9 protein-coding genes and 1 pseudogene are annotated in these 12,363 nt (G+C 71.0%); 6 read left to right on the top strand and 4 right to left on the bottom strand.

Annotated features, from left to right (window positions below):
- Positions 1-306: 306 nt before the first annotated feature.
- From ACFYL4_RS18055 to ACFYL4_RS18040, 4 genes and pseudogenes are all read left to right on the top strand, one after another.
- Positions 307-1,662: a diguanylate cyclase gene (locus tag ACFYL4_RS18055; RefSeq protein WP_357765736.1), complete on the top strand. Its 1,356-nt coding sequence runs from the start codon at positions 307-309 to the stop codon at positions 1,660-1,662.
- Positions 1,663-1,770: 108 nt separating this feature from the next.
- Positions 1,771-2,691: pseudogene (locus ACFYL4_RS18050) on the top strand (DUF4192 domain-containing protein); the annotation flags it as partial.
- 264 nt (positions 2,692-2,955) lie between these two features.
- Positions 2,956-4,620 carry an energy-dependent translational throttle protein EttA gene (gene ettA / locus ACFYL4_RS18045; protein ID WP_387519429.1) on the top strand — a complete coding sequence of 555 codons (1,665 nt, stop codon included), beginning with the start codon at positions 2,956-2,958 and terminating at the stop codon, positions 4,618-4,620.
- 194 nt (positions 4,621-4,814) lie between these two features.
- A complete protein-coding gene (locus ACFYL4_RS18040) occupies positions 4,815-5,363 on the top strand; it encodes a globin (protein ID WP_387519376.1) in 549 nt (182 codons plus the stop codon).
- A 9-nt stretch (positions 5,364-5,372) separates the two neighbouring features.
- On the opposite strand, the gene ACFYL4_RS18035 is transcribed toward ACFYL4_RS18040, so the two are convergent.
- Together ACFYL4_RS18035 and ACFYL4_RS18030 are read right to left on the bottom strand one after the other, a co-directional pair.
- Positions 5,373-5,810: a thioesterase family protein gene (locus ACFYL4_RS18035; protein WP_357765729.1), complete on the bottom strand. Its 438-nt coding sequence runs from the start codon at positions 5,808-5,810 to the stop codon at positions 5,373-5,375.
- Between the two features lie 148 nt (positions 5,811-5,958).
- The gene (locus tag ACFYL4_RS18030) at positions 5,959-8,052 is read right to left on the bottom strand and encodes a prolyl oligopeptidase family protein (protein ID WP_387519374.1); all 2,094 of its coding nucleotides are present in this window, start codon (positions 8,050-8,052) and stop codon (positions 5,959-5,961) included.
- Between the two features lie 378 nt (positions 8,053-8,430).
- Between ACFYL4_RS18030 and ACFYL4_RS18025 the strand changes: the two genes are divergently transcribed.
- Positions 8,431-8,931 carry an HNH endonuclease gene (locus ACFYL4_RS18025; protein WP_017545170.1) on the top strand — a complete coding sequence of 167 codons (501 nt, stop codon included), beginning with the start codon at positions 8,431-8,433 and terminating at the stop codon, positions 8,929-8,931.
- Positions 8,932-9,082: 151 nt separating this feature from the next.
- A complete protein-coding gene (locus ACFYL4_RS18020) occupies positions 9,083-9,289 on the top strand; it encodes a zinc ribbon domain-containing protein (protein WP_357765724.1) in 207 nt (68 codons plus the stop codon).
- A 10-nt stretch (positions 9,290-9,299) separates the two neighbouring features.
- Here ACFYL4_RS18020 and ilvD read toward each other — a convergent pair whose 3' ends face one another.
- A complete protein-coding gene (ilvD, locus tag ACFYL4_RS18015) occupies positions 9,300-11,162 on the bottom strand; it encodes a dihydroxy-acid dehydratase (RefSeq protein ID WP_387519372.1) in 1,863 nt (620 codons plus the stop codon).
- A gap of 232 nt (positions 11,163-11,394) precedes the next feature.
- Positions 11,395-12,180, bottom strand: coding sequence for a nuclease-related domain-containing protein (locus tag ACFYL4_RS18010; RefSeq protein WP_357765769.1), 786 nt, complete (start codon positions 12,178-12,180; stop codon positions 11,395-11,397).
- Positions 12,181-12,363 lie beyond the last annotated feature (183 nt).

Raw genomic sequence — 12,363 nt, 5'->3', positions numbered from 1 at the left:
GCCCCAGGTGGTGACGCTAGCCAATCACCCGAGAACGCAGCGTGACAACTAAGGTAGCCTCACTCTGCGAGTCGCATACAATCGGCGATTAAGTTATTACCCAAAGTAATGTAAAGTGAGGGAGGCGCATCTTCTCGTCGTCGACCAGGGAGAACGTGTGGCTTTCCCGGTGACCGAGTGGCATCGTCAGGGAACTCGGGGCGAGTCCGGTTCGTCGAAGGGAGAACCGTGAGGGGCGGTGAGCGCATCAGAGCCGGGTGTCGGGGTCCGGAGGGCGAAGGTGGCACAGGGAGGGAGGAGGGAGCGGTGAGCATCTCGGAGAAACCGGCGGCGACCGGGGGCACCCCCCTCGGGGAGCGTCGGACCTGGCCGGTCTTCCAACAGCCCCTGGGGCTGGTCGTATACCTGTTCTTCCTGGTCTTCCTCGCGTTGTTCCTGTTCGGGGTGGCCGCCGCGCAGACGGTCCCCACCGTCGCCGACCTCTCGCTCCTGCTCGCCCTGGTGGTCTCCGCGGTGGTGTGCGTCGAGGCGATCCGCCGTATCGACCTTCCCGCCGGGATCACCCGCGACCTCCTGGGGGCCTGGTGGTTCCCCGCGATGCTCCTCCTGCCCCCGGTGTACTCGCTCCTCGTCCCCGTCCCCGTCTACCTCCTGCTCCAGCGCCGGATCAGACGCTCCCTACCGCACCGGCGCGTGTTCAACGCCGCCGCCATCGGCGTGTCCGGCTTCCTCGCCTCGGTGGCCTGGCACGGGGCTCAGGAGGGTCTGGTCGCGGGGATCAGTGGGTCCCCCGACGCGCACAAGGCGCTGCTCTCCCTCGGCGGCGTGATGCTGGCCCTGGCCTGCTGCGCCGGGTTCACCGTCATGAACACGGTCCTGGTGTTCCTGGGAACCAGGCTCAGCGGCGGCTCGGACCACGTGCGCGGCATGTGGGACCGGGAGGCCTTCCTGGTGGACTCCGCCGAATTATGTGTCGGCGTCACGGTCGCCATCCTCGCCCAGTTGTCGATGTTCCTCCTGGTCATAGCGGTGCCGCCGGTCCTGCTGCTGCAACGGAGCCTGGTCTACCAGCAGTTGCAGACCGCCGCGCGGACCGACCCCAAGACCGGTTTGCTCAACGCGCCCACCTGGGAGCAGGAGGCCGCGGCCGAGATCAACCGGGCCCGTGCCACACGCGGACGGGCCGCGGTCCTCATCGTGGACATCGACCACTTCAAGCGGGTGAACGACAGCCACGGGCACCTCTTCGGCGACCAGGTCCTGCTCGGCGTCGCGACCACCATCGCCCAGCAGCTGCGCCAGTCCGACCTGCTCGGGCGCTTCGGCGGCGAGGAGTTCGTGGTCCTGCTCCCCGGCGCCGACACGGCCGAGGCCTGGCAGGCGGCGGAGCGGCTGCGCTCCCAGGTGGGGCGGATGGAGATCGCCGTGGACGACGTCCAGGTCTCCATCACCATCTCCATCGGGGTGGCCGTCGCCGGGGACCACGGCAACGACCTCGTCGAACTGCTGACAGCGGCCGACCTCGCGCTCTACCGGGCCAAGGAGACCGGCCGCGACCGCGTGTGCCTCCCCGCCGGACGAGCCGAGGTGAGCGGCCAGATCCCCGGCCCCCGGGAGGGACAGGTCACCGACCCGGCCACCAGCCCGGGCGACCCGTCCTGACCCGCCGACACGGGGAGGGCCGCGAGGCCGGACCACGGCGCGGCGCGGTTGTCCACAGGCGCCGCCGGGCCGGTTGCGTCCGGGCCCGCGGTGACCGAACGTGGAAGCATGCCCGGTGAACAGCACACCCCCTCCCCAGGCCCCGACGACGACCCCGCCCGAGCCCCCCTGAGCCTGCGTACCCCCACCGACCTGCTCGCGGCCCTGCCCTACCTGGTGAACCAGCCACTGGACGACGCGGTGGTGGCACTGGTGCTGCGACAGGGGCGCGTCCGCGGGGTCCTGTACGGCGGGATCGACCACCTGGACCGCGTCCTGTCCCCCGAGCGCGGCGGCCGTGCGGCGGTGGACGCCGCGCTCGCCGAGGACGGCGGGGCGCTCCTGGTCGCGGCCTTCGGCCACTCGGCGCGGGTCACCCCGCACGTGCGCGCGCTCCTGCGGGAGTCCCGTGCCCGGGGTCTGCCCGTCCTGGAGGCGCTCCGTGCGTCCGGCGACCGTTACTGGTCCTACCTGTGTCGCGACACCGACTGCTGCCCCGCCGAAGGAACGCGCTTCGACCCGCACACGTCCCCCGTTCCGGCCGAGGCGGTGGTGCGCGGACTGGTACCCGCCCGATCGGGGCCCTCCGAACGGGTGCGGTTCCTGGTGGGGCGCGCGGGGGAGGCCGCTCGGGCCGAGGTCGAACGGGAGGCGGCGGCCGAGGAGGGGGCTTCGCGCTCCCGCTCCCTGACGGACGACGGGCGCCGAGCCGAGGTGCTGGAGTACCTGGCGCGAGAGGTGCGGCGACGGGTCACCGACCCGGCGGCGCTCGCCCGGTTGGGCGTCCACCTCAGCCGGGTCCGGGTACGGGACGCGGTGTGGACCCGCATCACACCGGAGACCGCCCGGCACCACGTCCGGCTGTGGTCCCGCGTGGTCCGCCACGTTCCCGGGCGCCACCTCCCCGCGCCGGCCTCCCTGCTGGCCGTGGCCGCCTGGCAGCACGACGACCTCGGCCTGGCCCGGGCGGCCCTGGACGTGGCCCTGGCGGCCGATCCCGGTTACGCCATGGCGGTGCTCATGGACCGCGCCCTGCGCGCGGGCCTGCCCGCCGACCGCTGGCGGGGGTTCCTCTCCTCCCGGACGGAGGGGGAGGAACCGGCCGACCCCGACAGAACCGCCCCGGCCCGTGCCGGGGCCGCCTCGCGCGGGCCGCCGCCGTCCCGCGGACAGGCCCCTCCCGTGCGGTACGCCCCCGGCCCCGAACGCCCGCGATGGCGGGGGCACCGGCCGGGACGCCCTAGGCTTGGAGGCATGGCGGAGCACATCTACACCATGCAAAACGTGCGCAAGGCGCACGGCGACAAGGTCGTCCTTGACAACGTTTCGGGGTCGTTCCTGCCCGGAGCCAAGATCGGTGTCGTTGGCCCGAACGGTGCCGGTAAGTCGACGCTGCTGAAGATCATGGCCGGCATCGAGCAGCCGTCCAACGGTGAGGCGCGGCTCATGCCCGGGTTCACCGTGGGTCTGCTCGCCCAGGAACCGAAGCTCGACGAGAGCAAGACGGTCCTGGAGAACGTCGAGGACGGCGTCGCCGAGACCAAGTCGATGCTCAACCGCTTCAACGAGATCGCCGAGAAGATGGCGACGGACTACTCCGACGACCTTCTCGAAGAGATGGGCAAGCTCCAGGAACAGCTCGACCACCGCAACGCCTGGGACCTGGACAGCCAGTTGGCCCAGGCCATGGACGCCCTGCGCTGCCCGCCCGGTGACGCCTCCGTCACCCAGCTGTCCGGTGGCGAGAAGCGCCGTGTCGCGCTCTGCAAGCTCCTGCTGGAGGCCCCCGACCTCCTGCTGTTGGACGAGCCCACCAACCACCTGGACGCCGAGAGCGTGAACTGGTTGGAGCAGCACCTGTCGAAGTACGCGGGCACCATCATCGCGATCACTCACGACAGGTACTTCCTCGACCACGTGGCCACGTGGATTCTGGAGCTGGACCGCGGCCAGTTCTACCCCTACGAGGGCAACTACAGCACCTACCTGGAGACCAAGCAGACCCGTCTCAAGGTCGAGGGGCAAAAGGACGCCAAGAAGGCCAAGCGCCTCAAGGACGAGTTGGAGTGGGTCCGCTCCAACGCCAAGGCCCGCCAGACCAAGAGCAAGTCGCGCCTGGCCCGCTACGAGGAGATGGCGGCCGAGGCGGACAAGACCCGCAAGCTGGACTTCGAGGAGATCCAGATCCCGCCGGGTCCGCGTCTGGGCAACACGGTGGTCGAGGTCAAGAACCTCACCAAGGGCTTCGACGACCGGGTCCTCATCGAGGACCTCAGCTTCTCGCTGCCGCCCAACGGCATCGTCGGCATCATCGGCCCCAACGGTGTCGGTAAGACGACCCTGTTCAAGATGATCGTCGGCGAGGAGGCCCCCGACGAGGGCAAGATCACCGTGGGCGACACGGTCGACATCTCCTACGTCGACCAGTATCGGGGCCGGATCGACGACTCCAAGAACGTCTGGGAGACCATCTCGGACGGTGAGACCTTCATCGAGGTCGGCAAGGTCGAGATCCCCAGCCGTGCCTACGTCGCCGCCTTCGGTTTCAAGGGCTCCGACCAGCAGAAGTCCGCCGGTGTGCTCTCCGGTGGCGAGCGCAACCGGGTCAACCTGGCGCTCACCCTCAAGCAGGGCGGCAACCTGCTGCTCCTGGACGAGCCCACCAACGACCTGGACGTAGAGACCCTCGGTTCGCTGGAGAACGCCATCCTGGACTTCCCGGGCTGCGCCGTGATCACCTCCCACGACCGCTGGTTCCTGGACCGCGTCGCGACCCACATCCTGGCCTGGGAGGGCGGCTCTTCCTGGTTCTGGTTCGAGGGCAACTTCGAGTCCTACGAGAAGAACAAGATCGAGCGCCTCGGCCCGGAGGCCGCGCGCCCGCACGCGGTCACCCACCGCAAGCTCACCCGCGACTAGTCGCGGGACGAACGTCGGGCCCCGTCGACCGGAGACCTCCGGGCGGCGGGGCCCTCGCGCGTACCGGTGTCCCGGCCCCGGAGGCGCCGACTCCGGTCGTGCGCGAGCCCCTCCGTCCGCCGGTGCGGGGCGCGGACCCTCGCCTCCCGGATCGGCCAGGGGAGGGGGCCCGGGCGTGGCATACCCTGGGGGCGATGACTTCCGCGCGTGATGACCACCAGAGCGCGGGCGAACAGCCCGCCCAAATGACGTTCTACGAGGCCGTGGGCGGTGAGGAGACCTTCACCCGCCTGGTCCGCCGTTTCTACGAGGGCGTCGCCGACGACCCCGTGCTGCGGCCCATGTACCCGGAGGAGGACCTGGGACCCGCCGAGGAGCGGCTGCGCCTGTTCCTCGTCCAGTACTGGGGAGGCCCCCGCACCTACAACGAGCAGCGCGGCCATCCGCGCCTGCGTATGCGCCACGTGCCGTTCCGGATCGGTGCGGCCGAGCGGGACCTGTGGCTCCGGCACATGCGTGACGCCGTGGACTCCCTGGACCTGCCCGAGGTCCTGGAGCGCCAGCTCTGGGAGTACATGGTGATGGCCGCGCACAGCATGGTGAACGTGGCCGAGGAGGCCACGCCTCCGGCGGTGGCCGAGCCGACCTCGCTGCGCGTGGGCGGCGACGGCCGGGTGCGGCGGGACGAGGGGTCGGGCGACGATGACGACGGCGAGGCCGTCACCATCTCCCTGAAGCGGTGACCTCCCCGCTCAGGCGAACCTGTGCAGGAGCGCGCGCTCGGCGTCGTTGAGGCGCCGGGCGCTCTGCGTCGCCACGTCGAAGCCGACCAGGACGGTCTTCGCGCGCAGGTACACGCGGTCGTCGTCGCGGATCTCGTAGTCCATGGTGAAGCTGGCGTTGCGCACCCCGGACACCCACAGCTCCACCCGCACCGGTTCGACCCGGGGCAGCAGGGGAGCGACGTAGTCGGCCTCCTGCCGGGCCACCACCGTGGCGCCGAACGCGTCGGGGTCGTCCCCGCCCGCCCCGAAGTGCAAGAACCCGACCCGGGCGTCTTCCAGGTAGGTCAGCATGCGGACGTTGTTCACGTGCTGCTGCGGGTCGAGGTCGGCGTAGCGCACCTGTGCCAGGTGAACGTACCGCCGGGGCCCGGTGGCCGCCGTGCTCTCGGCCTCGGTCTGTGTCACGTCCTGCGTCCTCTCCGCGGGGTGGGCGCGCCCCGCACCGTGTGGTGCGCGGCACGCCCGGGTTTCGACGATTGTCCCAAACACCACCTGGGAGAACACCGGCGCGGGAGGCCGTCCTCCTGTGTCGTTGATCTCCCCCGGGCGGTGGTCAGGGGGTCGACAGCCCCAGGTGGTGGGCGAGGAAGGCGAGCTGGTCGGCGGTGAGGGCCGCGCTGCGGCTCACCGACCGGGAGCTGTGCCCCACCTCGGCCTCGCGGCGCACCAGGACCGGCTTCTCCCCGATCGGAGCCGAGGTGGCCCACTGCATCTGGGCGCACAGCTTGCGGGCGTGCAGCGGGTCGACCCGGGTGTCGTTGTCGAACACCGTGAACAGGGTGGCCGGGTACCGGGTGCCCTCACGCACGTTGTGGTAGGGCGAGTAGCCCAGCAGCCAGCCCAGCTGTTCGGGGTCCTCGGCGCTGCCGTACTCCACGTTCCACAGCTGACCGAGGCCGAAGCGCTCGTAGCGCACCATGTCGAGGAGCGGGGCCGAACAGACGGCGGCCGAGAACAGGTCCGGGCGCTGGGTGACCATCGTGCCCACCAACAGCCCGCCGTTGCTGCCGCCCATGACGGCGAGCCGCTCCGGAGTGGTGGTCCCGGTGCTGATCAGGTGTTCGGCGGCCGCGGCGCAGTCGTCGAACACGTTCTGCTTGTTGGCGAGCATGCCGCCCCGGTGCCACGCCTCGCCCTCCTCCAGGCCGCCGCGCAGGTTGGCGACGGCGTAAACGCCCCCGGCGCGCACCCACGCCAGGATCGCGGCGGAGTACCCCGGGGTGAGGGAGATCTGGAAGCCGCCGTACCCGTAGAGGATGGTCGGCCTGGGACCGTCGGCGGCCCCGGCGGGGGAGACCACCAGCATGCGGACCGTGGTGCCGTCCTTGGACGTGAAGGCGACCTGCTCGGTGCGGACCTCGGGCAGGTCGATCTCGCCCGGAGGGCTGGCCGCGAGCGTCACCTCCTTGCTGCGGGCGTCGTAGTGGTACACGGACGAGGGACGCGTGTTGTCGGTGTAGCCGAACCACGCCTCGTGCCCGCCCTCGGGGCGGGTGCTCAGCCCGGCGAGGCTGCCCAGTCCCGGCATGGGCAGGGCGCCGAGCCGCTCCCCGGTGGCGGGGTCGTGCCGGGTGACCTCGCTGACGGCGTGGCGGCTCCACACGGCCAGGAGCTCGGGGGTCCCGTGCCCGTCCCAGCCCACCAGGGAGTGGCCCTCCAGGACGGCCTCGGGGTCCTCGGGGATCAGCGTGGTCCAGTTCTCGTACCCGGGCGCCGCCGGGTCGGCGACGCACAGGCGCCCGCGCGGGGCCTCGCGGTCGGTGAACAGGTACAGGCGGCCGTCCCGGCCCACCTGCGGGTGCAGGTCGGAGTCCACGCCCTCCTGGACGGTGACCAGGCGGGGGCTCTCCAGCGGTCCCTCCGTCAGGTCGGCCACCCAGGCGTTGGTGGCCGACGAGGTGCCCCTGACGGAGGTCAGCACGAGCCAGCGGCCGTCCCGGCTGACGTCGACCCCGAAGTACTCGGTCTTGTCCCGGTTCTCGCCGAAGACGAGCGCGTCCCGCTCCTCGGAGGTGCCGAGCCGGTGCAGGTAGACGCGACGGTGGTAGGAGGTCTCGTCCTCGGGTACCTCTTCGGGGGGCAGACGCCGCACGTAGTAGAAGGCGGAGGCGTCCGGGAGCCAGGCGACCGGACTGTACCGGGTGCGGTCGATGGGGCCGTCGACGAGCGCGCCGGAGTCGATGTCGATCACGCGCAGCGACGACTCCTCCTTGCCGCCCTCGGAGAGCTGGTAGGCGAGGAGGCGGCCGTCGGGGGAGGGGCGCCAGGCGTCGAGCGTCGTCAGCCCGGAGGGGTCGAGGGCGCCGGGGTCGATCAGGACGCGTTCGGGGCCGTCACCGTCCCTGACGTGCAGAACGGCGTGTTCCTGGCCGGGCTCGCGCCGGGTGACGAAGCGCCGGTCGCCGCGCCATACCGGGGTTCCGACGTGGCCGGCGCCCATGAGGGAGCGCACCTGGCGGGCGAACCAGTCGTGGGTCACGTAGTCGGCCGACAGCTTCTCGTACAGCTCGTCCTGGGCGTCGGACCACGCCTTGGTGTCCGTGGAGTCGGCGTCCTCCAGCCAGCGGTAGGGGTCGCGGACGGAGTGTCCGTGGAGGGTCTCGTTGATGTCCAGCCGTGTGGCCGGGGGATAGCGGAGTTCGCGCATACTTCGCACCCTATCCACCGGTATCTCACTGTGTGTGTTCGGCGCGGCGGGGGGATCGAACGGGGGCGACCGGACGCACAATGGGTTCCGGAAAGCGACAACGCGCGTTTTCTGGGCGGGCCGCCGTAAATTGGGGTGGCGCCGGAGCGGTCCGAACCAGCAAACTGAATGCGGGACGCAACTCGGCGGGAACCACCGGGAGGTCCGTGTGGCAAGGCGTACGGAGACACCGATCCTCGGGTCGGTGCACAGGGAGGTCACCTGGCTGGCTGATCGGCTGGCCGGGGAAGAGACACGGCGGTCGCTCGCGGCCGTCGGGGTGACGCGATGAGCGCCCGACGCAGCCGGGAGGGTGGTCCAGGCACCGCCCGCCGCCACGTGCTGCTACTCAACGCCAGCTTCGAACCACTGACGACACTGCCCCTGCGCAGAGCGATACTGCTCGTTCTGCGGGAGAAGGCGGAGGTCGTGCACGACGACGGAGCGGGGGCGGTGCTGCACTCCGCGACGCGCTCCTACGACGTGCCGTCGGTGATCAGGCTTCGGCGCTACATCAGCGTCCCCTACAGCCGCAGGGTGCCCCTCACCCGGGTCGCGTTGATGCGGCGGGACCGGCACATCTGCGGCTACTGCGGGAAGAAGGCGGAGACGATCGACCACGTCATCCCCCGAAGCCGTGGCGGCGCGCACGTGTGGGAGAACGTGGTGGCGGCCTGCAAGCCGTGCAACCACCGGAAGGCGGACAAGTTCCTGGACGAGATCGGCTGGGAGCTGCACATCACCCCGAAGGTGCCGAAGGGCCCCCACTGGCGGTTGATCAACGGTGACCTGCACGGTGATCCCCAGTGGGAACCGTACATGGCACACCTGGCCGCCTAGGCGGCAGCAGGGTCGGAAGTTCCGGGCGTCCCACCCGGCCCAGACAGCGCCCCCGGACGGAGCCGTGACCCGCGGCCCGCCCGGGGGCGTCCCCGCGCGCGGGCCCGCCCGGGGCTGGAGCCGGAGCCCCGTCGCGGCCTATCCTGGACCCATGCCCCGATACGACTTCCGCTGCCGCGAGTGCGGCGACACCTTCGAACTCTCCCGTCCCATGGCGGAGTCCGACACCCCCGCCGACTGCCCCGAGGGGCACGGCGACACCGTGCGCCTGCTGTCCACCGTGGCCGTGGGCGGACGCGCCGCCGCCCCCGCCTCCTCCGGTGGCGGAGGCTGTTGCGGGGGCGGCTGCTGCGGCTGAGGCGCCGGTCCTACCCCTCGATCTGGCTGACGTCGCGCGCGGCGCCCGTGGAGGCCGAGGTGGCCATCGCGGCGTAGGCGCGCAGCGCGGCGGTCACGGGGCGTTCGCGGTCGCGCGGCCGGAACCGCCCCAGCTCCTTGAGCAGGCGTTCCCGGCGGGCGTTCAGCTCCTCTTCGGCGACCTCCAGCACCAGGCCCCGGCGGGGGATGTCGATGCTGATGGTGTCGCCGTCCTCGACCAGGGCGATGTCGCCGCCTGCCGCGGCCTCGGGCGAGGCGTGGCCGATGGACAGCCCCGAGGTGCCGCCGGAGAAGCGGCCGTCGGTGATGAGCGCGCAGGCCTTGCCCAGGCCCCGGCCCTTGAGGAAGCTGGTCGGGTAGAGCATCTCCTGCATCCCGGGACCGCCCCGGGGGCCCTCGTAGCGGATGACGACCACGTCACCGGGTTCGACCCGCTTGTTGAGGATGCCGTCCACGGCGTCGTCCTGCGACTCGAAGACCCGGGCGGGCCCGGAGAAGGTCCACAGCTCCTCCTCCACACCGGCGGTCTTGACGATCGCGCCGTCGGGGGCGAGGTTGCCGAACAGCACGGCCAGGCCGCCGTCCTTGGTGTAGGCGTGCTCGACGGAGCGGACGCAGCCGTTCTCGCGGTCGGTGTCCAGGGTGTCCCAGCGGACGCTCTGCGAGTAGGCCTTCGTCGTGCGCACGCCTCCCGGGGCCGCGTGGAAGAGCTCGACGGCCTCGGGCAGCGCCGTGCCGGAGGCGATGTCCCAGTCGGCGAGCAGCTCGCCCACGGTCCTGCCGTGCACGGTGGGCAGCGAGGTGTCGAGCAGGCCGCCCCGGGCCAGTTCGCCCAGGATGGCGGGGATGCCGCCCGCCCGGTGGACGTCCTCGATGTGGTACTTCTCCGTGTTCGGAGCCACCTTGCACAGGCACGGGACGCGGCGGGAGACGGCGTCGATCTCGGGCAGCCCGAAGTCGACGCCCGCCTCGGTGGCGGTGGCGAGCAGGTGCAGGATCGTGTTGGTCGACCCGCCCATGGCCACGTCCAGGGCCATGGCGTTGCCGAAGGCGGCGGGGGTGGCGATGGACAGCGGCAGCACCGAGGCGTCGTCGTCGCGGTAGTAGCGCTGTGCGGCCTCCACGACCAGGCGCCCGGCGTCCTCGTAGAGGGCCTTGCGGGCGGTGTGGGTGGCCAGGACGGTGCCGTTGCCGGGCAGGGCCAGCCCCAGGGCCTCGGTGAGGCAGTTCATGGAGTTGGCGGTGAACATGCCGGAGCAGGAGCCGCAGGTGGGGCAGGCGTTCTCCTCCATCTCGTCCAGCTCGGCCTGCGAGACGCTCTCGTCCGCCGCCGCGATCATGGGGTTGATCAGGTCGAGCTTGCGGACGGTGGTGGCGGTGCCGTCGATCACCGTGACCTTCCCGGCCTCCATGGGGCCGCCGGAGACGAACACGGTGGGGATGTTCAGGCGCATCGCCGCGAGCAGCATGCCCGGGGTGATCTTGTCGCAGTTGGACACGCACACCAGGGCGTCGGCGCAGTGGGCGTTGACCATGTACTCGACGGAGTCGGCGATCAGTTCGCGGCTGGGCAGCGAGTAGAGCATGCCGCCGTGTCCCATCGCGATGCCGTCGTCGACGGCGATGGAGTTGAACTCGCGCGGCACGCCGCCCGCCTGGCGGATGGCGTTCGCGACGACCTCGGCGACCTCGCGCAGGTGCACGTGTCCGGGCACGAACTCCGTGAAACTGTTGGCCACGGCCACGATGGGCTTGCCGAAGTCCTCGCGCTCCACGCCGGTGGCGCGCATGAGGGCGCGGGCACCTGCCATGTTCCTGCCGTGGGTGACCGTGCGTGAGCGTAGGGCTGGCATGGGGTGGACTCCCATCGTCGCGGGTGTTTCCCCACGATGGTAGTCCCCTCCGGGGGTAGCTTCGGTCTCGCCGGGGGAGACGAGCGTTCCGAATGGTGAGATGAGCCGAGGTGGGCGGCGGGGCGCCGGGCGTGCGCGCGGTGCGTCGGAGTCCCGGCCGGACGTGCGAGAGGCCCGGAGGGCGCGGCGGAGCGGCCGGTTCCGGGCCTCGGAGCGGGCGAGGGGGAGGAGGTCAGTAACGTGGCGGCAGGGCCTTCTTCGCGGCCTGGTAGATCTCCTCGATCTCGGTCTCGCTCAGGCGGTCCCGGCCACTGCGCAGCCACTTGCGGACCTTGGTGCCGGTGATGATGTCCACGCCCCGCAGCCGGTGGCTGTCCCAGGGCATGCCCGGACCGTAGATGGCCAGGGAGGCGCGCACCGAGATGTCGCGGCCGAGCTCCTTGCTGATCAGCTCCTCCGCGCGCTTGGCCTCCTCCAGGGCCTCGTCGATGCGTTCGTTCTTGCTGAACCGTCCGTGGTAGAGCTTCTCCAGCTTGTTGCGCAGCGGGAGGCGCTTGTCCCAGGACTCCGAGTCGATGGCGAAGGCTCCGCGCCGACCCACGATGAAGTGGTCGATCTGACCGTTGCCGCCGGGTACGGCGCGTGCGTGGAGGACGCGGTAGCCGAGCTGCTTCATGAGTTTGAGCTGGACCTCCGTGCGGCGCTGGGCGGCGGAGGGCTTGCGCCACCGGGGGATCTCCGACTCACGGCGTGCGCTCCACACCATGACGGAGACCAGGACGCCGAGGCCGATGGTGACGCCGACCCTCCAGTCCCCGGTGAGCATGCCGAAGCCGCCCGCGACCGCTCCGGCCGGGACGCTCCGTATGATCCAGCGACGGACGGCGTCGTTCGACTTCAGGGCCCCGTAGAGGGCCTTGGTGCTGGCCGCGCCGCCTTCCTTGCGCTGGTTGGGGAAGAAGAGGGTTTCGGGCCGTTCGGGCTCCGACCCGCCGGAGGTTGAGCTACGACCGTTCACTCTGGTTGCCGATTCCACGACGGACAGGTTAGTTCCATCCATATCCGAGTCCTAGTGCATGACTTCTCACAGTTTTCTTCCCTGGTGTTCGGGTGCCCAAGCGTGTCCGGGGCGGCTGAACGGGGAAGGATTGCCCTTTCGCCATCTCTCTAGAGAAGTGCCGTCCCCGGCGTGGTGCCCGTT

It is taken from the genome of Nocardiopsis sp. NPDC006938 (genome assembly GCF_042869555.1).
Taxonomy (GTDB): Bacteria; Actinomycetota; Actinomycetes; order Streptosporangiales; family Streptosporangiaceae; genus Nocardiopsis.
Note: the sequence above shows the minus strand (reverse complement) of the source record. Positions and strands in the feature narration are given on the sequence as shown.

What these genes read in the sequence shown, in the direction of transcription:
- ettA (WP_387519429.1), top strand. Translation starts at nt 2,956, where the DNA reads ATGGCGGAGCACATCTACACCATGCAAAACGTGCGCAAGGCGCACGGC.
- ACFYL4_RS18040 (WP_387519376.1), top strand. Translation starts at nt 4,815, where the DNA reads ATGACTTCCGCGCGTGATGACCACCAGAGCGCGGGCGAACAGCCCGCC.
- ACFYL4_RS18030 (WP_387519374.1), bottom strand. Translation starts at nt 8,052, where the DNA reads ATGCGCGAACTCCGCTATCCCCCGGCCACACGGCTGGACATCAACGAG.
- ACFYL4_RS18020 (WP_357765724.1), top strand. Translation starts at nt 9,083, where the DNA reads ATGCCCCGATACGACTTCCGCTGCCGCGAGTGCGGCGACACCTTCGAA.
- ilvD (WP_387519372.1), bottom strand. Translation starts at nt 11,162, where the DNA reads ATGCCAGCCCTACGCTCACGCACGGTCACCCACGGCAGGAACATGGCA.